The sequence below is a fragment of the Streptomyces sp. NPDC043854 genome (genome assembly GCF_056436005.1).
The window spans coordinates 111,045-133,978 of record NZ_JBWKDK010000003.1; the positions used below are offsets into that span (position 1 = coordinate 111,045).

General features: G+C 71.7%; 23 protein-coding genes. 11 read left to right on the top strand and 12 right to left on the bottom strand.

Annotated elements, in window-relative coordinates; all coding sequences use genetic code 11:
* Positions 1-169 precede the first annotated feature (169 nt).
* Both AC068A_RS04035 and AC068A_RS04040 read right to left on the bottom strand, forming a co-directional pair.
* On the bottom strand, positions 170-367 hold the full coding sequence (locus tag AC068A_RS04035) for a hypothetical protein (RefSeq protein WP_478580346.1): 198 nt from the start codon (positions 365-367) through the stop codon (positions 170-172).
* 8 nt (positions 368-375) lie between these two features.
* On the bottom strand, positions 376-1,227 hold the full coding sequence (locus AC068A_RS04040; RefSeq protein WP_478580348.1) for a helix-turn-helix domain-containing protein: 852 nt from the start codon (positions 1,225-1,227) through the stop codon (positions 376-378).
* Between the two features lie 261 nt (positions 1,228-1,488).
* Here AC068A_RS04040 and AC068A_RS04045 point away from each other — a divergent pair, with 261 nt between their 5' ends.
* Entirely contained in the window at positions 1,489-2,010 is a 522-nt protein-coding gene (locus AC068A_RS04045; RefSeq protein ID WP_478580351.1) for an ATP-binding protein, read from the top strand.
* A 27-nt stretch (positions 2,011-2,037) separates the two neighbouring features.
* Here AC068A_RS04045 and AC068A_RS04050 read toward each other — a convergent pair whose 3' ends face one another.
* Complete coding sequence (locus AC068A_RS04050; protein ID WP_478580354.1) at positions 2,038-2,622, bottom strand: TetR/AcrR family transcriptional regulator; 585 nt, start codon at positions 2,620-2,622, stop codon at positions 2,038-2,040.
* A gap of 150 nt (positions 2,623-2,772) precedes the next feature.
* On the opposite strand from AC068A_RS04050, the gene AC068A_RS04055 reads away from it, so the two are divergent.
* The 3 genes from AC068A_RS04055 to AC068A_RS04065 all read left to right on the top strand — a co-directional run bounded on the left by AC068A_RS04055 (position 2,773) and on the right by AC068A_RS04065 (position 5,974).
* Complete coding sequence (locus AC068A_RS04055) at positions 2,773-4,359, top strand: MDR family MFS transporter (RefSeq protein WP_478580357.1); 1,587 nt, start codon at positions 2,773-2,775, stop codon at positions 4,357-4,359.
* Between the two features lie 259 nt (positions 4,360-4,618).
* Complete coding sequence (locus tag AC068A_RS04060; protein WP_478580359.1) at positions 4,619-5,533, top strand: polysaccharide deacetylase family protein; 915 nt, start codon at positions 4,619-4,621, stop codon at positions 5,531-5,533.
* A 114-nt stretch (positions 5,534-5,647) separates the two neighbouring features.
* On the top strand, positions 5,648-5,974 hold the full coding sequence (locus AC068A_RS04065) for a nuclear transport factor 2 family protein (RefSeq protein WP_478580361.1): 327 nt from the start codon (positions 5,648-5,650) through the stop codon (positions 5,972-5,974).
* Positions 5,975-6,314: 340 nt separating this feature from the next.
* Here AC068A_RS04065 and AC068A_RS04070 read toward each other — a convergent pair whose 3' ends face one another.
* The 3 genes from AC068A_RS04070 to AC068A_RS04080 form a co-directional block, all read right to left on the bottom strand.
* On the bottom strand, positions 6,315-7,595 hold the full coding sequence (locus AC068A_RS04070) for an extracellular solute-binding protein (protein ID WP_478580363.1): 1,281 nt from the start codon (positions 7,593-7,595) through the stop codon (positions 6,315-6,317).
* Between the two features lie 270 nt (positions 7,596-7,865).
* Positions 7,866-8,483: an SMI1/KNR4 family protein gene (locus AC068A_RS04075; protein ID WP_478580366.1), complete on the bottom strand. Its 618-nt coding sequence runs from the start codon at positions 8,481-8,483 to the stop codon at positions 7,866-7,868.
* Positions 8,484-8,518: 35 nt separating this feature from the next.
* Complete coding sequence (locus AC068A_RS04080) at positions 8,519-8,914, bottom strand: DUF192 domain-containing protein (protein WP_478580369.1); 396 nt, start codon at positions 8,912-8,914, stop codon at positions 8,519-8,521.
* Between the two features lie 229 nt (positions 8,915-9,143).
* On the opposite strand from AC068A_RS04080, the gene AC068A_RS04085 reads away from it, so the two are divergent.
* On the top strand, positions 9,144-10,007 hold the full coding sequence (locus tag AC068A_RS04085) for a prepilin peptidase (protein WP_478580372.1): 864 nt from the start codon (positions 9,144-9,146) through the stop codon (positions 10,005-10,007).
* Positions 10,008-10,148: 141 nt separating this feature from the next.
* On the opposite strand, the gene mgrA is transcribed toward AC068A_RS04085, so the two are convergent.
* Positions 10,149-11,186 carry an L-glyceraldehyde 3-phosphate reductase gene (gene mgrA / locus AC068A_RS04090; protein WP_478580375.1) on the bottom strand — a complete coding sequence of 346 codons (1,038 nt, stop codon included), beginning with the start codon at positions 11,184-11,186 and terminating at the stop codon, positions 10,149-10,151.
* A 128-nt stretch (positions 11,187-11,314) separates the two neighbouring features.
* Between mgrA and AC068A_RS04095 the strand changes: the two genes are divergently transcribed.
* The 5 genes from AC068A_RS04095 (at position 11,315) to AC068A_RS04115 (ending at position 17,009) form a co-directional block, all read left to right on the top strand.
* Positions 11,315-12,076 carry an isoprenyl transferase gene (locus AC068A_RS04095; protein WP_478580378.1) on the top strand — a complete coding sequence of 254 codons (762 nt, stop codon included), beginning with the start codon at positions 11,315-11,317 and terminating at the stop codon, positions 12,074-12,076.
* Between the two features lie 338 nt (positions 12,077-12,414).
* Positions 12,415-13,731 carry a PhoH family protein gene (locus tag AC068A_RS04100; protein ID WP_478580381.1) on the top strand — a complete coding sequence of 439 codons (1,317 nt, stop codon included), beginning with the start codon at positions 12,415-12,417 and terminating at the stop codon, positions 13,729-13,731.
* Between the two features lie 412 nt (positions 13,732-14,143).
* Positions 14,144-14,842, top strand: a complete 699-nt coding sequence (locus tag AC068A_RS04105) for an aggregation-promoting factor C-terminal-like domain-containing protein (protein ID WP_478580384.1) — start codon at positions 14,144-14,146, stop codon at positions 14,840-14,842.
* 117 nt (positions 14,843-14,959) lie between these two features.
* On the top strand, positions 14,960-16,327 hold the full coding sequence (locus AC068A_RS04110; RefSeq protein WP_478580387.1) for an AI-2E family transporter: 1,368 nt from the start codon (positions 14,960-14,962) through the stop codon (positions 16,325-16,327).
* On the top strand, positions 16,311-17,009 hold the full coding sequence (locus AC068A_RS04115) for a hypothetical protein (protein WP_478580390.1): 699 nt from the start codon (positions 16,311-16,313) through the stop codon (positions 17,007-17,009). Before AC068A_RS04110 ends, AC068A_RS04115 begins: the two co-directional genes overlap by 17 nt.
* A 61-nt stretch (positions 17,010-17,070) precedes the next feature.
* On the opposite strand, the gene AC068A_RS04120 is transcribed toward AC068A_RS04115, so the two are convergent.
* On the bottom strand, positions 17,071-17,607 hold the full coding sequence (locus AC068A_RS04120) for an alkyl hydroperoxide reductase (protein WP_478580393.1): 537 nt from the start codon (positions 17,605-17,607) through the stop codon (positions 17,071-17,073).
* Positions 17,608-17,610: 3 nt separating this feature from the next.
* Positions 17,611-18,165 carry a peroxiredoxin gene (locus tag AC068A_RS04125; protein WP_360640180.1) on the bottom strand — a complete coding sequence of 185 codons (555 nt, stop codon included), beginning with the start codon at positions 18,163-18,165 and terminating at the stop codon, positions 17,611-17,613.
* Between the two features lie 134 nt (positions 18,166-18,299).
* On the opposite strand from AC068A_RS04125, the gene AC068A_RS04130 reads away from it, so the two are divergent.
* Entirely contained in the window at positions 18,300-19,247 is a 948-nt protein-coding gene (locus tag AC068A_RS04130; RefSeq protein WP_478580396.1) for a hydrogen peroxide-inducible genes activator, read from the top strand.
* 49 nt (positions 19,248-19,296) lie between these two features.
* Here AC068A_RS04130 and AC068A_RS04135 read toward each other — a convergent pair whose 3' ends face one another.
* The 3 genes from AC068A_RS04135 to AC068A_RS04145 are packed head-to-tail and all read right to left on the bottom strand — an operon-like array spanning position 19,297 to position 22,837.
* Positions 19,297-21,633 carry an ABC transporter permease gene (locus tag AC068A_RS04135; RefSeq protein WP_478580399.1) on the bottom strand — a complete coding sequence of 779 codons (2,337 nt, stop codon included), beginning with the start codon at positions 21,631-21,633 and terminating at the stop codon, positions 19,297-19,299.
* Positions 21,630-22,316, bottom strand: a complete 687-nt coding sequence (locus tag AC068A_RS04140) for an ABC transporter ATP-binding protein (RefSeq protein ID WP_478580402.1) — start codon at positions 22,314-22,316, stop codon at positions 21,630-21,632. The genes AC068A_RS04135 and AC068A_RS04140 overlap by 4 nt, the downstream gene beginning before the upstream one ends.
* Complete coding sequence (locus AC068A_RS04145) at positions 22,313-22,837, bottom strand: PadR family transcriptional regulator (protein WP_478580404.1); 525 nt, start codon at positions 22,835-22,837, stop codon at positions 22,313-22,315. The genes AC068A_RS04140 and AC068A_RS04145 overlap by 4 nt, the downstream gene beginning before the upstream one ends.
* Between the last annotated feature and the right edge of the window lie 97 nt (positions 22,838-22,934).

Below are 22,934 nucleotides of genomic sequence, written 5' to 3' on the forward strand. Positions count from 1 at the left end.
GCCCCGATCAACGAGGCGAGGGCCTATGGGCGGAACTGACGGCCGGAGGAGGACCGGGCGCCGCGGCCTGACCCTGACGTGGGCTGCGGACTGCAGTGGGGCCGCCGCATTGATCGAATCCCGCGCTCGGCCGAGCTGTGGTCGGGCGCGGTGCGTGCCGCCCTGCGCGTCAGGTGTCGAGGAGGTGGTCGGCTTTGCCGGCCTTGATGTCCCGGATCAGCTGGCGCAGGGCTTCCGCGCTGTCGGTGAGGTACGCGGCCTCCTGCCCGGCGACCGCGATGTAGCTGTTGCCTTCCCCGTCCACCCCGATCCGGTAGCAGGCGCTGCCTTCCGCGCAGAAGGCGTCTTCCCAGGTGATGTCGGCCATCGGTCCTCTCAAAGCTCTCGGGCGAGACTGCGGATGAAGTCCCGTGACGCCGCCGGTGTCAGGCTGAGTCGTTCCATCCATTCCAACTGGACCCGATATTTCGCTAGTTGAGCCTCAGTGTGCAGGAAGTCGGGTCCGTGTGTGCTGTCGATCTGCACGGTGTCGAGTTGGGGGACCGGCCCCTCCAGGTAGTTGACCGTCTGTCCCGCGCCGGGAAACCCGCCGGCTTTGAACGGCTGGACACGCAGTGTCACGTTGTCCCGTTCCGACATGTGCAGCAGGTGCTCCAACTGCGCACGTGCGACCTTGGCGCCGCCGAACTCCATGCGGAGCGCTGCCTCGTGGACGACGGCAACGTACTCGGGTGCTGTCTCACCGTCCAGGACCTGCTGCCGCTGCAGCCGGTGCGCGAGGCGCAATGCCACCTCCTTCTCCGGAAGGGCGGGTACGGCGAACCTGAAGATCGCGAGGGCGTGGTCGCTGGTCTGCAGCAGGCCGGGGATGTGGACCGAGTGCCCGCACCGCATGCGCTGCGCGTGCTGTTCCAGCTCGGCGATGTCCAGTACCGCGGCGGGCAACGAGCCCCGGTAGCGCTCCCACCAGCCGCGCCTGCCGGTCTGGGCCAAGGCGACGAGGGCGTCGATGTACTCCCCGTCCGCACAGTCGCAGTGGCAGGCCAGCGACCGCAGCCGCTCTTCGCTGATGGTGCGGATCCCCTGCTCGATCGCGGAGACCTTCGAGCGGTCGATGCCGAGCAGCCCGGCCGCGGACTCTGCGGACACGCCCGCCGCGAGTCGCAGCCTCCGCACCTCGGCGCCCAAGCGCTTCTGCCGTTCCGTGGGTGTTGTCCTGGGTGGCATGCGTGCAGTCTGCCGTGCGCGCCGACCCGCCCACCACAAGGTGGCTCAATCACCGGGATCCGGTGGTGAATAGCCCACCAAGACGGCTACAGTGCGTATCGCACCGCTCACGCAAGGCAGTTGAAGTGCATTTCCGGGCCGCGCCATGTCCTGCATCGGGGACGGGCCACAGCTCCCCGGTATTGCGTAGCCATCCGTGCGCGTCGACCTCACCGCAGCCACGCCAGCCCCAACCGCCGTGTAGTGCTTGAGGAGTTCGAGATGTCCGTGCCGTCTTTCGCGTACCCGTCCGTGGACAGCATTGCCGCCTGCCCGACCGCTCGGGCTGAATCCGGGTCCGGCCGCGCGCCGTTGCCCGACATGCTGGCGTGCAGTCTCAGCGTGCCGGGGGAGTCCTGGAGCGCGCAGATCGCGCGGTCCGCGGTGGGGGCGGCCCTGCATGCGCATGGGCTCGACCCTCTCGTGCCCGCCGCCGTGCAGGTGACCGGCGAGCTGCTCGCCGCCGCCTGGCGGCTGGATCCCGGCGGCAACGTCTACCTGTCCGCCCGCTACCGCGATGACGTCCTGCGTCTCGCCGTGTACGACGGCCACCAGGCCCACGGCCACCCCCGGATCGCCGCCCACTGCGAGGCCCGGCGCCGGGCCGCCCTCCGGCTCATGCGGGTGGTCGTGCGGGAGTGCGGCGGGGAGTGGGGGTTCGGGGACTCGCGGGAGCCGGGCGGCGGGACGCGGACCTGGGTCACGCTGCCCCGCGCCGGCGCCCTCGCCTACCTCCCCGGCTAGGCCGGCCCCCGGCCGGGGTGCGGCCGGTCAGGAGCCGTGGTGGGCCTGGGTGATGAGGTCCGTGGCGACCTCCAGCGCGGCCCGCCGGGTCTCCTCCGGGTCGCCCTCCACGTGCTGGAGGAACATCATGCCCGCGTGCAGCGTGAACAGGGCGCTGACGCAGCGGACCTGGTCGGTCAGCGGCCCGTCCTCGTTGCGCAGCAGCTCGACCAGGGTGAACAGGCGCCGCTTGACCGTCTCGCCGATGCTGAGCTCCCGCATCGTGGCCTGGTTCTCCTGCATGAAGCGGTAGAGCTGCGCGCCCGCCGCCATGGCCTCGCTGTAGCGGCGCAGCACCTCCCGCTTGGTCTCCAGGGTGCACGGCTGCGGCTGCTGCTGGGCCCATTCGATCAGCTCGTCGATGGGCCGTGTCACGTCCTCGAAGACGCTGATGATGATGTCTTCCTTAGTCTTGAAGTGGTAGTACAGCGCCGCCTTCGTGACCTCCAGCCGCTCCGCGATCTCGCGCAGCGACGTCTTCTCGTACCCCTGCTCGGCGAAGAGCTCCAGTGCGACGTCCTGGATGCGCTGGCGCGTGTTGCCACGACGACCCTGCGGACTGCTGCTGGACATGCCACTCCCCAGTGAACTTACTTGACGCCCGGCTAGTGACGGGTCTACCGTCCCCAGTGTAGTGAACTAGCCGGGCGTCAAGTAAGTACCGAGAGGGCCGGAAGTGCCCTCGCCCGGTGCCGAGCGGATGTGCCAACGGGGAGCGGAAACATGGTCGACAGCGCCAGGAAGACGATCGAGGCCTCGGGGGAGGTGAAGCCGCGCAGCGTACGGGTCGTCCTGATGGCGCTGATGATCGCGATGCTGCTGGCGATGCTCGACAACATGATCATCGGCACCGCGATGCCGACGATCGTCGGCGAGCTCGGCGGGCTGGAGCACCTGTCCTGGGTGGTCACCGCCTACACCCTGGCCACCGCGGCCTCCACCCCCATCTGGGGCAAGCTCGGCGACATGTACGGGCGGAAGGGCTCCTTCCTCACCTCCATCGTCATCTTCCTGATCGGCTCCGCGCTCAGCGGCATGGCCCAGGACATGGGCCAGCTCATCGGCTTCCGCGCCGTCCAGGGCCTGGGCGCCGGCGGTCTGATGGTCGGCGTCATGGCGATCATCGGCGACCTGATCCCGCCCCGCGACCGCGGCAAGTACCAGGGCATGATGGCCGGCGTGATGGCCCTCGCCATGATCGGCGGGCCGCTGGTCGGCGGCACCATCACCGACCACATGGGCTGGCGCTGGTCCTTCTACATCAACCTGCCGCTCGGCGCCGTCGCCCTCGCCATGGTCACGGCCGTCCTGCACCTGCCCAAGAAGAAGTCCCAGGGCAAGATCGACTACCTGGGTGCGGCGCTGCTGACGGTGGCCATCACCTCCACCGTGCTCGTCACCACCTGGGGCGGCACCGAGTACGCCTGGGGCTCCACCGAGATCCTCGGCCTGATCCTGCTGGGCGTCGTCACCATCGCCGCCTTCCTCTTCGCCGAGACCAAGGCCGCCGAGCCGGTCATCCCGCTGCACATCTTCCGCAGCCGCAACTTCACCCTCATGTCGGTGATCGGCTTCCTCGTCGGCTTCGCGATGTTCGGCGGCGTCCTCTACCTCCCGCTCTTCCAGCAGGCGGTCCAGGGCGCCTCCGCCACCAACTCCGGCCTGCTGCTGCTCCCGATGCTGCTGTCGATGATGGTCGTCTCGCTGATCGCGGGCCGCATCACCACCAGCAGCGGCAAGTACAAGATGTTCCCGATCATCGGCGGCGCGCTCATGGTCGTGGGCATGTACCTGCTCGCGCAGATGGACACCGGCACCAGCCGCCTCGTCTCCGGCGTCTACATGGCCGTACTCGGCGCCGGACTCGGCTTCCTGATGCAGATCACCATGCTGGTCGCGCAGAACAGCGTCGAGATGAAGGACATGGGCGTCGCGTCCTCCTCGGCCACCCTCTTCCGCACGCTCGGCGGCTCGTTCGGCGTGGCCCTGATGGGCTCCCTGTTCACCAGCAGGGTCGCCGACGCCATGGTCGAGCGCCTCGGCCCGCAGGCCGCCGGCTCCGTCGGATCCGCCCAGCTCGACGCGGCGAGCCTGGCCAAGCTGCCGGAGGCGGTGCGCGAGGCGTACCAGCACGCGGTCGCCGCCGGTACGCACTCCGCGTTCCTGCTCGGCGCGTTCGTGGCCGTACTGGGCTTCCTGGCGGCCTGGTTCGTCAAGGAGGTCCCGCTGCGGGGCGCGGGCCCGGCCCCGGCCGAGGCCGGCGCGGGCGGCGCCGGGAAGCCGGCGGCGGCCGAGCCGGTCGCCCACTGACGGACCCTCACCGGGCCCATCGGCCCCTCCTCCCACGCAGGCCCCGGCCCCGGCGGATCCCCGCCGGGGCCGGGGCCTTCCGTGTGTCCTCCGGGAGCCGCGCGCTGCCGGTTTCGTCCCAGGTCAGGACTTTATTCCGGGAGATCGAGGACCAAGGTCATCAACCGGTTCCAATGGGGAAATTGGTGGGAACCCGAGCCCGGGCATGCACGTCATGAACCTCAGAGCGCGGCAACGCGGAGAGGGGAGTGGACGGTTCATGGACTTCACGGCACGCATGCGCAGGCTGGGTACGCGTTCCCGGATCGCCATCGCGGCTTCGGCCGTTGCGGTGGCGGCGACGGTGTGGGGGGTGGCGACCCTCGCCGAACCGAACGGCGCGGCCCAGCAGAACCTCTCGCGGGAGCACGACGCGGACACCGGCGGCAGCACCGGCGGCGGCAAGGGCGGCAGCCCCGACAACGGCGCGAACGGCAGCCCCGACGGGGGCGGGAAGGCCGACGGGAAGGGCGACGCGAAGGGCGGCGCCCCGGGCGGCAGCGGCCCGCAGATGCCCGAGTCCATAGCCCACGCCTCCGAGAGCGGCGGAAACGCGGTGAACATCACCATCGACGACGGCCCGGACCCCAACTGGACCCCGAAGATCCTCGACGTGCTGGCGAAGCACGACGTGAAGGCGACCTTCTGCATGGTCGGCCCGCGGGCCAAGGCCCACCCCGACCTGGTCAGGAGGGTCGTCGCGGGCGGCCACCGGCTGTGCGACCACTCCATGGACCACGACACCTCCATGGACAAGAAGCCCGTCGAGTACCAGGAGAAGCAGATCCTGGACGCGAAGAAGCTGATCGACGAGGCGGCGGGCGGCAGCGCCAAGGTCGAGTACTACCGCGCCCCCGGCGGCGCGTTCACCCCCGACAGCCGGCGCATAGCCGCCGCCAACGGCATGCGTCCGCTCGGCTGGAACATCGACACGAAGGACTTCCAGAAGCCGGGGGCCGACGCCATCGTCGACGCCGTCAAACGGCACATAGGCAACGGCCCCACCATCCTGTTCCACGACGGCGGCGGCGACCGCCGGCAGACCGTCGAGGCCCTCGACCGCGTACTGGCCTGGCTGGACGAACAGGGCCGCCCCACCGGCTTCCCGGTGCGCACCGCCCCCGACACGCCCTGACACGCCGTCCGGCGGCGAACGGGTGAGGATCGGCGGCAACCCGCTCCGCCGGGTGTTCCCTGAGCGTACGGGCACACCAGCGCCCCACACCGAGGAAACCGACCAGGAGCCCCCGTGACCATCGCCCCGAACAACCTGTCCGACCCGGTCGTCAGAGCCTTCGTCAACGCCGTCAACGCCCACAACGAGGCGGCCTTCTACGAGGTCCTCACGCCCGATGCGACCATGTCCGACGACGGCTCCGACCGCGACCTGCGGGTCTGGGCCGACAAGGAAATCTTCTCCTCGGGCGGCCACATGGACGTCGTCTCGGAGTCCCGGGGCGGCCGGAGCCTCGTCGTGAACTACCGCAACGACACCTGGGGCGAGATGCGGACCGCCTGGAAGTTCACCGTCACCGACGGCGGCCACATCAGCCGCTTCGAAACCGGCCAGGCCTGACACACCGCCACCCCCACCCCTCACCGCCGTCCTCGGGACGGCCGGTCCGCTGCGGCCTGCGCGCCGGCTCGGGCGAAGGCGGGGCGGGTTGAGGAGGGCCGGCCGTCCCGCGCACCTTGTGGGCGCGCCGCGGGCGGCTGGCCGGCGGCCTCGGATCAGGGGCCGCGGAAGCCATTCTGTCGCACGGGGTGGCGTGCGGCAGAGGCAAAGATCGTTTTTCGGTCACCGCTTCCCCCGGACGGAGGACGACGGGACCCCGGCGGAAGCACTGCTGCCCGGCACCTGCCCGGCACCTGTTCGGCGTCTGCCCGGCCCCGCTCGGCGTCTGTTCGGCGTCTGCTCAGTGCCGCTTGCCGGCCTGGTTCGCCTTCGCGGCGATCTCCTCCAGGACGGCCTTGGGGTCCCCGCCCGGCTCGACGGCGCGGCCGATGTTGCGCTTGATCGTGTCGCTGACCTCCACCCACGAGGGGTCGTTCACCGGGTAGAGCTGCGCACCGCGCAGGGCGGTCAGGAACTGCTCGTCGTTCTTGTCCAGGCCGCCGCCGGCCGGGTCGCGGGAGGCCGAGACGGTCGAGGGCAGCAGGTGGTAGCGGCCCGCGAAGTCGGCCAGGTTCCTGTCCTGGTAGACGAAGTCCAGGAAGGCCCCGATCTGCGCCCGCTTGCCGTGCTGCCTGAACGCCATCATCCAGTCGGCGACGCCCACGGCCGGCGGGGCCTCCCCGGCGCCCATGGTGTCCGAGACCGGCATGGACACGGTGCCCACGCCGATCCCCCTGGCGCGCGCCTCGTGCCAGAGCGACGGGTAGCCGTTGAGCATGCCGACCTCGCCGCGCAGGAAGGCGGCGAACGCGTCGGCCCGGTTGAGCTGCGACGGCGGGACCGGACCGGTCAGCCCGGGGGAGACCAGGTTGTCCCTGATCCAGCGGAACGTCTGGATGTTCTGGTCCGAGGCCAGGTGGTAGTTGCCGGCGCTGTCGGCGTACCCGCCGCCGTTGCTCAGCTCCCAGATCATCGCCTCGGCGTGCGCCTCCTCGGGGCCCAGCGGCAGGGCGTACGGGATCTTCACGCCCTTGTCCTTGAGCGCCTTGGCGGCGGCCTTCAGGTCCGACCAGTTCTTCGGGGCGGCCACGCCGGCCTGCTTGAACAGGCCCTCGTTGTAGAAGAGGAGCCGGCTGCTCGCCACCCACGGCAGGCCGTAGAGGGTGTTGCCGACCGAGCCGGCCTCGGCGAGCGGCTGGAGGAAGTTCGCCTCGGCGTTGATCGAGAGGAGTTCGTCCGCGGAATACAGTTCGCCCTCGGCTGCGAAATCCGAATACGAGCCCATGAGCGCGATGTCGGGGGCGTTTTTGGCCTTCACCATCCGGGAGACCTCGCGGTCGATGTCGGCCCACGGCAGGAGCTGCACCTCGACCTTGATTTCGGGGTGGGCGGCGGTGAAATCCTTGGTCACCTTGTCCCAGAAAGCCTTGGAACTGGTGGCCTGGCCGGTGCCGTATTCGGCGGCGACCAGGCGCAGGGTGCCCTCGTCGCCGGCGCCGCCGCCGGAACCGCAGCCGGACAGCGGCGCCAGCAGACCGAGCACGACCGCGGTCGCGGCCGTGCGGAAGATTCTTCGTTGCACGGGTCTATTCCCCTGAATTCCTTGTGTTCCCGTCAGTGCCTGTGCATCACTCCGGGCCAGGGGTGTCCGTCCGCGGCCCGCTGGCCGGAATTCTCTCCTGCGGGCGGGCGATTCGTTCCACGGCGGCGGGCTTTGTGTTCAATTCTCCAAGCGCGGCTTTTCCGCATGGTGTTTTCCGATATGGGGTCCGGAAACACGACGCGCGTAGACATGCCGAAAAGCCCGTTTCCGCCGGATGGGGTCCGGGAAACGGGCGGGGGCCGGATCGGGTCAGTCGGTCAACTCGCCCGCGTACGGGTCGGGGTCCCCCGTCTCGGGGTTGCGGCCCTCCTGCCAGCGGCGCTGGGCCTTGCGCCAGTGCACGAAGCTGAGCCGCCCGCCGTCCCAGAAGGTGATGCCGACCGGGCTCACGTCGAACTCGTCCGAGCACAGCCGCAGCAGGAACTCGGCCATGCCGTACGGGTACACGGCGAAGGCGTCGGCCGTGTGCCGGCCGATGACCAGGACCGGCCAGCGGTCCGGATCGGGGTCGGCGGCCAGCCAGCACAGGATGTCGGAGCCGCCGGTGACACCCCAGGCGATGATCGACCCGGGGTCCACGTCGAAGGCGGCCCGGCCGCCCTCCTCCTCCCACCGCTTGCGGGCGTTGGCGGTCTCCTCGGCCATCTCGGCCGGATCCCACTGGAGTCCGGGCTTGGGCACCGGCAGCAGCACGGTGGCCTCGCCGTTGATGCTGCCCGCGCCGAAGCGGCCCATGAAGGCCACGAAATCGGACGGGAAACGGGTGTCCCAGACGGCCTCGGCCACCTGCCAGTCGATGTCCTCATCGGCGCCGTGGGTCGCGGGCATGATCTGCTCCAGCGCCTTGACCCGCGCGTTCTCCGTCATCCGCTCCCCTGCCACCCCGGCTCAACCGCCCCAACCTACCGCCGGGCAGGCCCACCGCCCAGTGCGAGATGAGACGGACCGGCCACCGACACCTGCGAGCCGACCCGGAGCCCCCAGGCCGCCATCGCCCCCGCCTCGGCCTCCAGCACGTGCCGGGACCGCAGCCGGGGCAGCCCCAGCCGGCCCGGGGCCATCGAGGCCAGGGCGATCACGCGCAGGTCCCGGTCCAGGTACGCCACGTCGATGGCGAACCGCATCCCGAAGGTGTGCACGCTCCCGGCCGGGGTCAGCAGCAGGGCGCCGGCGATCCCGTCCCGGCCCAGCAGGCCGCGGGTGCGGGCCCGGTACGAGGCCGCGATCTCCAGCGGCACCGGCGCGCCGTCCGCGCCCGCCCGCAGCACGCCCTCGCCGTCCGTCCACCGCCGCCCCATGGCCGCCACCTTAGGGCGCCCCAACGGACCGCGGCCGGGCCGACGGCGGTTCCCGGCCATGTGCGGACGGGCGTCCCTGCCCTGGCGGCCGGCCGGCCGGCACCGGGCCCCGCCCCGGCGGACGGTCCCGCCCTGGCGGACGGCCCTGCCCCTGGCGGACGGCCCTGCCCCGGCGGGGTTGGGTCCACGGGCCCATGCCGGACGGGTCGCCGCCGCCTACCTTCGGCGGATGGCCGTGGTCGTGATCATCCTTGCCGCCGGGTACGGCGTCGCCGCCGGACTGCTGCTGCCGCGCGCCGCCTACCGGCTCTCCGTCGAGCCGGACCTCCCCTGGCGCGGCCACTGCCCCGAGGGGCACCCGCTGCGCGGCTGGTGGGGCCCCGCCCGCTGTCCCGGCACCCCGGCCCGGGACACCTCCGCCCCCGGCGCCCCGGCGCCGGCCGCCCCAGGGACCGGCGCCCGGCCGCTCGCCCCCGGCACCCCGGCACCGGACGCCCCACGCCCCGCCCCCGCCCCCGGCGCCCCGGGACCCGGCGCCCCCGGCCACCGCTACGGGGCCCGCGGCGGCCGGGTCGCGGCGCTCACCGGTGCCGTCTGCGCCGCCCTCGCCGGGGCCGCCGGCCCCCGGCCCGAGGCGGCCGTCTTCGCCGGGCTGGCGCCCGTACTCGTCCTGCTCGCCCTCGTCGACCTCGCCGTGCACCGCCTGCCGGACGTGCTGACCCTGCCCCTGGCCGCCGCCGCGGCAGCCGCCCTCGGCGCCGCCGCCCTCATGCCCGGCGCCGCCGGCTCCTGGCGGCTCGCGCTCCTCGGCGGGGCCGCGCTGGGCGCCGCGTACCTCCTGCTGTTCCTCATCAACCCGGCCGGAATGGGCTTCGGGGACGTCAAGCTGGCGCTCGCCCTGGGGGTCGCTCTTGGGTGGTACGGGTGGGGGGTATGGCTCTTCGGAGCCTTCCTCGGCTTCCTCTACGGAGCCCTCTACGGCCTCGGACTGGTCCTGCGCAGCCCCAATCGCCGGAAGCGGGCGTTCCCCTTCGGCCCCTTCATGGCGGCCGGCGCGCTCACCGGAGTGCTCCTGGGTGGTTTCGGAGCGTAATCATTTGGCGCTGATGCACGCATCAGGCTTTACGAAGGGTTATGGTGGAACCCCCCCCTCGGGCCGGTCCGTATCCCCCCCACGGACCGGCCCGTTTTCCTTTTCGCCCCATCCCCGCGTCGCCCTCGGCAAAAGCGCAGGTCAGCCGCGCTGGGCCCAGAGGTTGGTGCCCGGAGTGGAGACCGCGAAGGAGTCGATCTCCTTCAACTCCTCCTCGGTCAGGGGCGAACCCGCGAGCGCGGCCACGTTCTCCTCCAGCTGCCGGACGCTCGACGCGCCGATCAGTGCCGAGGTCATCCGCTCGTCCCGCAGCACCCAGGTCAGCGCCAGCTGCGCCAGCGACTGCCCGCGCCGGGCCGCGATCTCGTTCAGGCCCCTGAGGCGGCGCTGCACCTCCGGCGAGAGCAGGCCCGGGTCGAGGGACTTGCCCTGCGCGGCGCGCGAGTCCTCCGGGATGCCGCCGAGGTACTTGCCGGTCAGCAGGCCCTGGGCCAGCGGCGCGAAGGAGATGCAGCCCATGCCGGCCTCCTCCAGGGTGTCCAGCAGCCGGTCCTCCTCCGTCCAGCGGTTGATCATGGAGTACGAGGGCTGGTGGATCAGCGGCCGCACGCCCATCCCGCGCAGGATCCGCGCCGCCTCCGCCGTCTGCTCCGCGGTGTAGGAGGAGATGCCGACGTACAGCGCCTTGCCCTGCTGGACCGCGGACGCCAGGGCGCCCATCGTCTCCTCCAGCGGGGTCTCCGGGTCGAAGCGGTGCGAGTAGAAGATGTCGACGTAGTCGACGCCCATCCGCTTCAGCGAGGCGTCGAGGGAGCCGAGGAGGTACTTCCGGCTGCCCCACTCGCCGTACGGGCCGGGGTGCATCAGGTACCCGGCCTTGGTGGAGATGACCAGCTCGTCGCGGTACGGCGCGAAGTCCTGGGCGAAGAGCGTGCCGAAGTTCAGCTCGGCCGAGCCGGGCGGCGGGCCGTAGTTGTTCGCCAGGTCGAAGTGGGTCACACCGAGGTCGAAGGCGCGGCGCAGGATCGCCCGCTGGGACTCCAGCGACCTGTCGTCGCCGAAGTTGTGCCAGAGGCCGAGGGAGATCGCGGGAAGCTTGAGGCCGCTGAGGCCGCTGCGCCGGTACTCCATGGCGTCGTAGCGGGCCGACTCTGCCCGAAAGGGATTGTTATCAGTCACGTTGTCCTCTCTATCACGGAGCTGTGACAGACCAAGTTGGGTACCCGATCCCAGCGCGCAGTAATGTGGCGGACCGGGGGACGGACCGCATTTCGCACGGGGGCACTGCACGGAGGGGCTGGAAGATCGTGAAGCTGCGGGACCTGGTGTACAGGCTGTACGCACGCCGGGTGGAAGGCCGCCTCGACCACGCCGCGTCGCCCAAGCACATCGGTGTGATCCTGGACGGCAACCGGCGCTGGGCGAAGGCGTCCGGAGGCACCACCGAACAGGGCCACCAGGCCGGGGCCGACAAGATTTCCGAGATGCTGGGCTGGTGCACCGAGACGGACGTCGAGGTCGTCACCCTGTGGATGCTCTCCACGGACAACCTGGACCGGCCGGAGGACGAGCTCCGCCCGCTGCTCAACATCATCGAGAACACCGTCCGGGGCCTCGCCGCGGACGGCCGCTGGCGCGTCCACCACGTCGGCAACCTCGACATCCTGCCCGCGCAGACCCAGGCCGTGCTCAAGGAGGCCGAGCAGGCCACGCACGAGGTCAAGGGGATACTCGTCAACGTCGCCGTGGGCTACGGCGGCCGGCAGGAGATCACCGACGCGGTCCGCTCGCTGCTGCTGGAGCACGCCGCCAAGGGCACCTCCATCGAGGAGCTCGCCGAGATCCTCGACATCGACCACATCGCCGAGCACCTCTACACGCGCGGCCAGCCCGACCCGGACCTCGTCATCCGCACCAGCGGCGAGCAGCGCCTGTCCGGATTCATGCTGTGGCAGAGCGCGCACTCCGAGTACTACTTCTGCGAGGTGTTCTGGCCGGCCTTCCGCAAGGTCGACTTCCTGCGCGCACTGCGCGACTACGCGGCCCGCCACCGCCGCTACGGGGTCTGAGGGAGGGGGCGTCTGACGCCCCCTCGGCCCCCTCCACCCCCTCCCACACCTCCGGCCCCCGGCGCAAGGCTTTCACCTGGGATTCACCGAGCGTCCGTCATATGCCATGGCATGGCGGAGGCTGTTCGGGGAATATCCCTTTCAGGTCGATGCCCGATCCACGGGTGTCGAGTCTCAGCGGGCGGCATGGGGCCGTCCGCCCGGGAGGCCCTTTGCACCAGGACGCACGTGCGGTTCGCACGGACGAAGTGGGAGGGCCGGAATCCGGCCCCCGCAGGGGTGCCGATGACCGGTCCGGTCTTCAAGGCCCGACCTCTTACGAGGGGGTACGTCCTTCCGTGGTGACCAGCACTAAGCGCCGCCTCAATGACAGGCGGACCTACGTCCTCGACACCAGCGTCCTGCTGGCAGACCCCAACGCCATCACCCGCTTCGACGAGCACGAGGTCGTGCTCCCGATCGTGGTGATCACGGAGCTGGAGGCCAAGCGCCACCATCCCGAGCTCGGCTACTTCGCCCGCCAGGCCCTGCGCCTGCTGGACGACTACCGGGTCCGCAACGGTCGGCTCGACGCCCCCATCCCGATCGGGGAGCTCGGCGGCAGCCTGCGTGTCGAACTCAACCACTCCGACCCCGGCGTCCTGCCGGCGGGCTTCCGGCTGGGGGACAACGACTCGCGGATCCTCGCGGTCGCCCGCAACCTCCAGGCCGAGGGCTACGACGTCACGGTCGTCTCGAAGGATCTCCCGCTGCGCATCAAGGCCTCCTCCGTGGGGCTGCTCGCCGAGGAGTACCGCGCGGAGCTCGCGATCACCGGTGCCGGCTGGACCGGCATGAGCGAGCTCGCCCTCTCCGCGGACCAGGTGGACCTCCTCTACTCCGAGGAGCGGCTCTACGTCCCGGAGGCCGCCGAACTGCCCGTGCACACCGGACTGGTCCTCCAGTCCGAACGCGGCAAGGCCCTGGGCCGGGTCACCGCCGACGGCAACGTGCGGCTCGTGCGGGGCGACCGCGAGGCGTTCGGGCTGCACGGCCGCAGCGCCGAGCAGCGCATCGCGCTCGACCTGCTGCTCGACCCCGAGGTCGGCATCATCTCCATGGGCGGCCGGGCCGGCACCGGCAAGTCGGCGCTGGCGCTGTGCGCGGGCCTGGAGGCCGTACTGGAGCGCCGGCAGCACCAGAAGGTGATGGTCTTCCGGCCGCTGTACGCGGTGGGCGGGCAGGAGCTGGGCTACCTGCCGGGGGACCAGTCCGAGAAGATGAGCCCCTGGGCGCAGGCGGTCTTCGACACCCTCTCGGCGGTGGCCGGGCGGGAGGTCATCGAGGAGGTGCTGAACCGGGGGATGCTGGAGGTCCTGCCGCTCACCCACATCCGCGGCCGCTCGCTGCACGACGCGTTCGTCATCGTCGACGAGGCGCAGTCCCTGGAGCGCAATGTCCTTCTGACCGTTCTGTCCCGGATCGGGGCGAATTCGCGGGTGGTCCTGACCCACGACGTCGCCCAGCGCGACAACCTCCGGGTCGGCCGGTACGACGGAGTCGTCGCCGTTGTCGAGAAACTGAAGGGGCATCCGCTCTTCGCCCACGTCACGCTGACCCGATCCGAGCGCTCGCCGATCGCGGCGCTGGTGACGGAGATGCTGGAGAACCTGTAGGCGGAAACGGGGTGAAAACCCCATAGTGGGACAGTTGGTTGGCGCCGCCCGGCAAAGGCCCAGGAGCCTAGCCGGGCGGCGTCGTGCTGCACAGGCCTTCGGCAGAACAAGTGCCGACATGCCAGGTGTGACCTTTCCCACGCAACGCGGAATTGCCTTGCGGTATCGGGGTCCGGCAGAGTCTGTTTTCCGTCAGGCCCCGCATACGGCACAGCTGTATCTCCCGTGAGATACGTGCACCACCACAACTCCACACTCGTTCGCCGTATGCCGCCCGAGCACCACGCGGCAGCCCCCGCAGGGGAGTTGCCCACGGGTCCGCGCCTCCAGTGACCGAAGTTCAACGGAGGCCAGTGTCAGGGGCACTCTTGCGCCCGCCCGGTCACCGCGGACGCTGCTGGAAGGACATCGTGTGAGCCGGATCTCGGTCCGGGGGTTCGCAGTGGCGTCGGCCACCGCGGTCACCACCGTGGGCGCAGTCGTGGGCGTCGCCGCAGGCGACCCCTCCGCGAACGACCTCGAGACCACCGCGTCCGGGGCCACCCTCCTGGCCGACATCCCGGTCGGCGAGCAGGCCGAGGTCCAGAGCGGCTCCCTGGCGCAGCAGGCCGACGCCATCGCGCACGGCGCCGACACCGAGGCCCGCCGGTCGGCCGAGGAGGCCGCCCGCGTCCAGGCCGCCGAGGACGCCAAGGCCAGGAAGGCCGAGGCCCAGAAGGCCGCGGACGAGAAGGCCAAGAAGGAGCGCGAGGAGAAGGAAGCGATCGCCAGCCGCTCCGCCACGCGCAGCGCCGGCGACTTCGCGGTCCAGACCTCGTACACGGTCGCGCAGGTCAAGGAGATCGCCCGGCAGATCGTCCCGGCCGGCCAGTTCCAGTGCTTCTCCAACATCGTCAACCAGGAATCCACCTGGAACTACAAGGCCGTGAACCCGTCTTCGGGCGCGTACGGCCTGGTTCAGGCGCTCCCCGGATCGAAGATGTCCTCGGTCGCCGACGACTGGCGCACCAACCCGGCCACGCAGATCGAGTGGGGCCTCAAGTACATGAACGGCCGCTACGGCAGCCCCTGCGGCGCCTGGAGCTTCCACCAGGCCAACGGCTGGTACTAGACACCCGGCCCGAGCCGCAGCCGCTCGAATCCGGGAAGCCCCGCACCGTCCGACGGTGCGGGGCTTCCCGCGTGTACGGTCTGTCGGAGTGCGTCCGCAGGCGGGGGAAGGAACGAGATGGCGAACAGGGCAGGCTGGCTCGGCCGGCTCGGGAACAGGCTGAGCCGGATGGAGGCCAGACTGGCCGCCCGGCGTGCCGTGGTCGAGGCCGAGACCGCCGACGAGGGCCCGCCCGCCGGGACCACTCCCGACGGGCCGCCCACCCCGGCGCCCGGCACCTCCGCCGAGCACCCGGACCGCCCGGCTCCGCCCGCGCACCCCGTGCTGCCCGGGCGCCCCGACCCGGCGAGCGTGATCCCCTGGGGCATGCGGGTCGCCGCCGAGGTCAGCTGGCGGCTGCTGCTGCTCGCGGGGATGCTCTGGGTCCTGATGAAGGTGATCAGTGAAGTCCGGCTGGTCGTCCTCGCGTTCGCCGCGGCCATGCTGGTCACCGCGCTGCTCCAGCCCTTCGTGGTCCGGCTGCGCCGGCTCGGGCTGCCCCGCGGGCTCGCCACCGCCGTCACCGCCGTCCTCGGCTTCGTGGTCATCGGCCTGGTCGGCTGGTTCGTGGTCTGGCAGGTCATGGAGAACCTCGACGACCTCTCCGCGCGGGTCCGCGACGGCATCAACGAGCTCAAACTCTGGGCACTGGCCAGTCCGTTCCACGTGACCGAGAAGCAGATCAACGACATCGCGAAGAACCTCAGCGAGACCATCGGCACCAACACCGAGCAGATCACCTCCGCCGGCCTCCAGGGCGTGACGGTCCTCGTCGAGGTGCTCACCGGGATGCTGCTCGCGATGTTCTCGACGCTGTTCCTGCTCTACGACGGCGCGCGCATCTGGGGCTGGGCGCTGGGCCTGGTCCCGGCCGCCGCCCGCCCGGGCGTGGCCGGCGCCGGCCCGCGCGCCTGGCGGACGCTGACGGCGTACGTGCGCGGCACCGTCCTCGTCGCGCTCATCGACGCCATCTTCATCGGCCTCGGCATCTACTTCCTCAACGTGCCGATGGCGGTGCCGCTGGCCGTGTTCATCTTCCTGTTCGCCTTCATCCCGCTGGTCGGCGCGGTGGTCTCCGGCGCCCTGGCCGTGGTCGTCGCCCTGGTGACGCAGGGGCCGGTCTCCGCCCTGCTGGTGCTGGCCGTGGTGCTGGCGGTGCAGCAGATCGAGGGGCACGTGCTCCAGCCGTTCATCCTCGGCCGGGCGGTACGGGTGCACCCGCTCGCGGTGGTGCTGGTCGTGGCCGCGGGCGGCATGGTCGCCGGCATCGGCGGGGCGGTGGTCGCCGTGCCGCTGGTCGCCGTCACCAACACCGTGGTCGGCTACCTGAAGGCCTACTCGCGCGACCAGCTCCTGCACGGGGCCGCGCCGATCGGCCCCGGCCCGCACGGGGCGACCGCACTGGAGCAGGCCGCCCGGGAGGCCGGCAGTGATCAGCGAGCCTGAACTGGAGGGTGGCTGGGAGGACGACCGGCCCGCCGCTCCGGAGCAGCAGCAGGGCGGTGCGGACGGCGCCGTCGGCAGGGCGCGCGCGCCGTGGCTGTGGGCGCTGGGCGGGGCGGTGCTGGCCTCGGCGGTGTGGGCGGCCTTACCGGTGCTGCAGGACCGTTCCTTCGGGGCGCCGCGCGTCGCGTACCGGCACAGCGAGGACCTGTGCAAGGAGACCCGGCTCGACACGCTCGTGAAGACGACCGCACCCGTGATGTCGAACCACCGGGCCCACCGGGAGAGCCCGGCCCTGGACTGGTCCCACTGCGAGTACTTCACGGAGTGGGAGGAGAAGGGCACCTCGTACCAGATGCAGATCATGGTCGAGCTGCACAAGAAGACCGACCCGGCGGCGGAGTTCGGGGTCGCCCCGGGCGCCTTCCGGGAGCTGGTGCCGGAGGCCGGCGAGGCGGAGCAGGTGGCGGGGCTCGGCGAGCGGGCGCTGATGAACGCCAAGTCCCCGTACACCTCCGGCCCCCGGCTCCAGGTGCTCGACGGCGGGGCGGTGTTCACGCTGTCCGTCGGCTGGCTCGGGGACACCGACGAGGCGGGCGCCGGGGGCCCGCAGCCCGACGAGGACGCCGTCAAGGCGGCCATGATCGAGGACATGCGGATCCTGATGGCCCGGCTGCGGAAGTAGCAGCGAGGGCAGGGGCCCCGCCGCCGGCACGGCGGCGGGGCCCCTGCCCTCGTACGGGGTGCTACTCGGCGAGGACGGCCTCGGCATCGAGGGTCACCGCGACGGCCTGGATCACCGAAGCGATCTTGAAGGCCTCCTGGATCGTCTCGCGCCCGACACCGGCCTTGCGCAGGACCTGCTCGTGCGAGTCGAGGCACTGGCCGCAGCCGTTGATCGCGGAGACCGCGAGCGACCACAGCTCGAAGTCGACCTTCTCCACGCCCGGGTTGCCGATGACGTTCATCCGCAGGCCCGCCCGCAGCGTGCCGTACTCCGGGTCGGAGAGCAGGTGGCGGGTGCGGTAGAAGACGTTGTTCATCGCCATGATCGCGGCGGCCGACTTGGCGGCCGTGTACGCCTCCGGCGACAGGGCCGCCTTCGCCTCGGGCTCCAGCTCACGCAGGACGCGCGGAGAGCGGGCGGCGATTGCGCAGGACAGGACCGTGCCCCACAGCTGCTGCTGCGTCAGGGTGTCCTGGTTGCCGATGACCGACCCGAGGTTCAGCTTCAGGTCCTTGGCGAAGTCCGGTATCGCGGACTTGAGGGAGTCGAGGGACATCCGTCACTCACCGGCCAGCAGGGCGCCGGCGTCCAGGGTGTCCTCGCCCTTGTTCCAGTTGCAGGGGCACAGCTCGTCCGTCTGCAGGGCGTCGAGGACCCGCAGGACCTCCTTGGGGTTGCGGCCGACGGAGCCGGCGGTGACCATCGAGAACTGGATCTCGTTGTTCGGGTCGACGATGAAGACGGCGCGCTGCGCGAAGCCGTCCGCACCCTGCACGCCGCAGGCCTGCATCAGCTCGTGCTTGGAGTCGGCCAGCATCGGGAAGGGCAGGTCACGCAGGTCGGCGTGGTCCTTGCGCCAGGCGTGGTGGACGAACTCCGAGTCGCCGGAGACGCCGAGGATCTGGGCGTCGCGGTCGGCGAACTCGTCGTTCAGCTTGCCGAAGGCGGCGATCTCGGTGGGGCACACGAAGGTGAAGTCCTTCGGCCAGAAGAACACCACGCGCCACTTGCCCTCGTAGGTCTTGTGGTCGATCTGAGCGAACTCCTTGCCGGCCTCGAGCGAGACGCAGGCGGTCAGGTCGTACGTGGGGAACTTGTCACCGACAGTGAGCACGTGCTCTCCTTGCGAGAGAAAAGCGCCCTGATTGGGCGCTTTTCGAGGGGTTGGACGTATCTCACATGCTGGCACAGCCAGTATTGATTGCGGAAATAGCTAATCTTGTAGTGGGTGATCGGAGGTACCTATCAGTGGCTGTCGGTAACAGGGGAGCGAAGCAGGCGACGCTCGCACAGCTGCGCGCGTTCGCCGCCGTCGCCGAGCACCTGCACTTCCGGGACGCCGCCGCCGCCCTGGGAATGAGCCAGCCCGCGCTCTCCGGCGCCGTCTCCGCACTGGAGGAGGCCCTCGGCGTACAGCTGTTGGAGCGCACCACCCGCAAGGTGCTGCTCTCCCCGGCCGGCGAGCGGATGGCGACCCGGGCCCGAGCCGTCCTCGACGCCATGGGCGCCCTGCTGGAGGAGGCCGAGGCGGTACGGGCCCCGTTCACCGGGGTCCTGCGGCTCGGGGTGATCCCCACGGTCGCCCCCTACCTGCTGCCGACCGTACTCGGCCTGTTCCACCGCCGCTACCCGGGCATGGACCTCCAGGTGCACGAGGAGCAGACGGCCTCGCTGCTGGAGGGGCTCGCCGCCGGACGGCTCGACCTGCTGCTGCTCGCCGTGCCGCTCGGGGTGCCCGGGGTCACCGAACTCCCGGTGTTCGACGAGGACTTCGTCCTGCTCGCGCCCCGCGAGCACCCGCTCGCCGGGCGCCGGGACATCCCGCGCGAGGAACTGCGCGGCCTCCAGCTGCTGCTGCTCGACGAGGGCCACTGCCTGCGCGACCAGGCCCTGGACATCTGCCGCGAGGCCGGGCGCACCGACGGGGCCGACGTCACCACCACCGCCGCCGGACTGTCCACCCTCGTCCAGCTGGTCGCGGGCGGGCTGGGCGTCACCCTCCTGCCGCGCACCGCGCTGCGGCTGGAGACCGCCCGCAACGAGTACCTGGCCACCGGGTACTTCGCCGAGCCCGCACCCACCCGGCGGATCGCGCTCGCCATGCGGACCGGCACCGCCCGGCAGGAGGAGTTCCGGGCCGTCGCGGGCGCGCTGCGCGAAGCCGTACGCCCGCTCCCGGTGTGGCCGGCCGCGTAGGGCGGACCACCGGGAACGGGCGTACGCACGGCGCCGGCCGGCGCTCCGGTCACTCGGTGCGCAGGCCGTCCGGGCGCATCATGCGCAGCAGCGGCGGCAGGCTGAGCAGGGTCACCGCGGCGACCACGCCGCCGCCGATGCCCGCCATCGCCGCGACCGAGGCCCAGTCGATGCGGACGGGCACGTTGGTCATCCGCATCAGCACGGCGCCGAGCGTGAGGCCGATGGCGGTGGCCAGGGCCAGGCCGAGCAGGACCGGCACGGCCGTCTGCCAGAGCACCGACAGGCTCAGCGTCGAGCGCTTGGTGCCGAAGGCGACCAGGGAGGCCAGCAGCTTCCGGCGTTCGCGCAGCTGCTCCAACTGGGACACCAGCAGGCTGGCCCCGATCAGGACGAGCACCAGGGTGGCGCCGATGAACAGGCCGGTCCGGATGGAACCGAACTCGGGGGCCGTCCGGGTCGACTGGAGGGTCATGGCGGTGGCCAGCGGATCCGCCTTGTAGGCCGCCGTCCGGGCCAGCTCCAGCGCGTCCGGCGTGCCCGGGTCCAGCGTGACGTACACCTGGGCGGAGCCGTAGCGGTGCACCTTCGGGGCGGCGGCCGGGGTGACCAGCAGGCCGCTGCGCAGCAGGCCGATCGGGTCCTTGCGGGCCTGCGCCGGGCGGGTGGAGGCGGGCACGGTCCAGGCGGTGGGCGCCGGGCCGTCGGGGTCGCGGAGGTTCCCGGTGAACAGCTTCTCGCCCGGAGCCGCGCCGGCCCTCTCGCCGGGCACGGTGGTGCCGCCCGTCAGGACGAAGGCGTCGCCGTCCCGGCAGGAGGGCAGCTCGGCGACCTCGCCGAGGGCCGTGCACGTACCGATGGTGAGATCGATGGTGCCCGACTCCACGTCCGCCGGGTCGCGGACGGCCGAGGTCGAGGCCAGCGGAACGGCCTTGGCGATGCCCCTGGTGCCGGCCACCGCCTTGCCGAGGGCGTCGACCCGGTCCTCGGTGCCGGAGCGGGTGAGGATCGACATCGAGGCCCGGCTCGGGTCCTGGCCGGTCTCCTTGGAGTAGTCGCCCTCGACGCCCGCGAAGAGCATCTGCAGGGCGATGGCCCCGGCGACCGCGACCGCGATGCCGCCGACCAGCCGGGCGGCGGTGCCGCTGGTGAGCTGGAGCCGGCGCAGGGCCAGCTGCCAGGAGACCGGTCCGGCCCCGCCGAGCCGGCCGACGACCCGCTCCAGCAGCCACGGCAGCAGGACGGTGATGCCGACCAGGAGCAGCACCACCCCGGCGGACACCTGCCACTGGTTGAACCGGCCGCCTTCGTTGCCGCGGCCCGTCATCGGGACCAGCAGGCCGAGTCCGGCCGGCGGCAGCAGCAGCCGCCACCAGATGCGGCGCCTGACCGGGGCGGCCGAGCGCACCACGCCCAGCGGCTCGATGACGGCGTTGCGCAGCGCGAACAGGGTCACGAGGACGGCCGCGGCCGGGACGGCGACCGCGACGACCAGGGCCAGCGGCCAGGCCGGGGCGAGGTCCTCGGGGAAGAGGCTGCGGCCCTGGAGGCTGAGGTACGGGGTGAGCCGGCGGGCCGCCAGGAAGAACCCGGCGCCCAGGAGCAGGCCGATCAGCGAGCCGGCGAGCGCCTCCCCGGCGGCGATCCGACGGGTCATCCGGCCGTCCGCGCCGACCAGGCGCAGGGCGGCGAGCCGCTGGTCGCGGCGGTCCCCGCCGAAGCGGACGGCGGCCGCGACGAACACGGCGACCGGCACCAGCAGGGCGGTGAACATGACCAGCACGAGGAGGGCCAGGACCGGGTCGAGGGGCTGGGACTCGAGGTCGTTCTCGAAGGCGGTGATCCGCTCGACGTAGGGGCTGTCGGGCTCCTTGGAGAGCCGGTCGGTGCCCGCGTAGTAGTACAGCTCGCCCGGTCCGGTGAGGCCGGCGTCGCCGATGACGGCCGTGATCCGCCCGTCGAGGCGCTCGCGCAGCAGCTTGCCCTCGTCGCTCTTCAGCAGCCGGTCGAGGGCGGGGGAGACGGCCAGCTCGCCCGGGCCCGGGTACTTCTCCAGCCCCGGCGCGAGCGGCGCGTCGGGGCCCTCGGGCTCCACCAGGCGCCCGCTCACGTCGGCCGAGTGGTAGGTCATGTTCCCGCGGGCGATCAGCAGGGTGTCCCGCCCCGGCCGGTCGGCAGTCGGCGAGGTGATCGTCTCGCGGGCGTCGCCGCGCGCGTCGCGGGAGGCCATCGCGCTGGGCACCGCCGTGGTGCCGAGCAGCAGGGCGACGCCGAGGCCGACGCCCACGCCGGTCAGCAGGGTGCGTATCCAGCCCTCGCGGCCGCCGGCGACGGCGAACCGGACACCCATGGCCAGGTCGCGGGCCCAGGTCCGGAGCAGGCTCATACGATCCGCTCCATGTCGCGGGACCTGCCGTCGCGTACGACGATCTCGCGGTCGGAGTAGGCGGCCACCCGGGCCTCGTGCGTGACGAGGACGACGGCGGTGTTGGCGGCCCGGGCGGACTCGGTCAGCAGCTGCATCACGAGCTCGCCGTTGAGGGAGTCGAGAGCCCCGGTGGGCTCGTCGGCGAAGACCACCCGCGGGCCGGTGACCAGGGAGCGGGCCACGGCCACCCGCTGGCCCTGGCCGCCGCTGACCTCGCCGGGGCGCTTGCGGGCCAGGTCGTCGACCTGGAGCTGCTCCATCCAGTGCAGGGCGGTCCGCTCGGCCTCCTTGCGCTTGGCGCCGGTCAGCCGCAGCGGCAGGGCCACGTTCTCCACGCAGGTCAGCTCGGGGACGAGCCGGCCGAACTGGAAGACGAAGCCGAAGTCCGAGCGGCGCAGGGCGCTGCGCTCGGCGTCGCTCATCGTGGTCAGCTCGCGGCCCGCGTAGGTGATCGAACCGGAGTCGGGCGTCAGGATGCCGGCCAGGCAGTGCAGCAGGGTGGACTTGCCGGAACCGGAGGGGCCCATGACGGCGACGACCTCGCCGGGGTGGATGGAGAAGTCGGCGTCGTCCAGGGCGTACGTGGTCCCGTACGCCTTGCGGAGGCCCGTGGCGGCGAGCAGGGAGCCTGCGGGGGTCACCGGGTCACCTCCTGCCGGAGCTGGTCGAGGCGGGCGGCGGTGAGCTCCAGCCACCGCAGGTCGGCCTCGAGGTGGAACAGGGCGTGGTCGCAGACGAGCTGGTCCGCGAGGTCCCCCTTGCGCTTGCGCTGGGTCAGGATGCGCATGAGCCGGAGGTGTTCGGCGCGCTGGGTGTCCAGCAGCTCGGCGGCGCTGCGGCCGGTGAGCAGGGCGAGGACGACCTTGGTGTAGAGGGTCGACTGGAGGTAGGGCTCGGGCTTCTCGGGGTGCGCGAGCCAGGCCGAGACGTCGGTGATGCCGGCGTCGGTGATGGCGTACCGCTTGCGGTCGGGGCCGCCGCCCGCCTCGATCCCGTCGACCTCGACGAGGCCGTTCTTCAGGAGCCGGGACATGGTCGAGTAGACCTGCCCGTAGGCGAGGGGGCGGTCGTGGCCGAATTTCTCGTCGAAGGCGCGCTTGAGGTCGTAGCCGTGCCGCGGGCCGGCCTCCAGGAGGCCGAGAAGAGTGTGACCGATGGACATGCCCACGACTATACATGCGGTGTATACGCGCTGTGTATACATGTGGTGTAGAGAAGGGCGCAGTCGTGTACGGACCACGCCCCCACTGGGAGACCGG

What these genes read in the sequence shown, in the direction of transcription:
- AC068A_RS04035 (WP_478580346.1), bottom strand. Translation starts at nt 367, where the DNA reads ATGGCCGACATCACCTGGGAAGACGCCTTCTGCGCGGAAGGCAGCGCC.
- AC068A_RS04040 (WP_478580348.1), bottom strand. Translation starts at nt 1,227, where the DNA reads ATGCCACCCAGGACAACACCCACGGAACGGCAGAAGCGCTTGGGCGCC.
- AC068A_RS04045 (WP_478580351.1), top strand. Translation starts at nt 1,489, where the DNA reads ATGTCCGTGCCGTCTTTCGCGTACCCGTCCGTGGACAGCATTGCCGCC.
- AC068A_RS04050 (WP_478580354.1), bottom strand. Translation starts at nt 2,622, where the DNA reads ATGTCCAGCAGCAGTCCGCAGGGTCGTCGTGGCAACACGCGCCAGCGC.
- AC068A_RS04055 (WP_478580357.1), top strand. Translation starts at nt 2,773, where the DNA reads ATGGTCGACAGCGCCAGGAAGACGATCGAGGCCTCGGGGGAGGTGAAG.
- AC068A_RS04060 (WP_478580359.1), top strand. Translation starts at nt 4,619, where the DNA reads ATGGACTTCACGGCACGCATGCGCAGGCTGGGTACGCGTTCCCGGATC.
- AC068A_RS04075 (WP_478580366.1), bottom strand. Translation starts at nt 8,483, where the DNA reads ATGACGGAGAACGCGCGGGTCAAGGCGCTGGAGCAGATCATGCCCGCG.
- AC068A_RS04080 (WP_478580369.1), bottom strand. Translation starts at nt 8,914, where the DNA reads ATGGGGCGGCGGTGGACGGACGGCGAGGGCGTGCTGCGGGCGGGCGCG.
- AC068A_RS04085 (WP_478580372.1), top strand. Translation starts at nt 9,144, where the DNA reads ATGGCCGTGGTCGTGATCATCCTTGCCGCCGGGTACGGCGTCGCCGCC.
- AC068A_RS04110 (WP_478580387.1), top strand. Translation starts at nt 14,960, where the DNA reads ATGGCGAACAGGGCAGGCTGGCTCGGCCGGCTCGGGAACAGGCTGAGC.
- AC068A_RS04120 (WP_478580393.1), bottom strand. Translation starts at nt 17,607, where the DNA reads ATGTCCCTCGACTCCCTCAAGTCCGCGATACCGGACTTCGCCAAGGAC.
- AC068A_RS04135 (WP_478580399.1), bottom strand. Translation starts at nt 21,633, where the DNA reads ATGAGCCTGCTCCGGACCTGGGCCCGCGACCTGGCCATGGGTGTCCGG.
- AC068A_RS04145 (WP_478580404.1), bottom strand. Translation starts at nt 22,837, where the DNA reads ATGTCCATCGGTCACACTCTTCTCGGCCTCCTGGAGGCCGGCCCGCGG.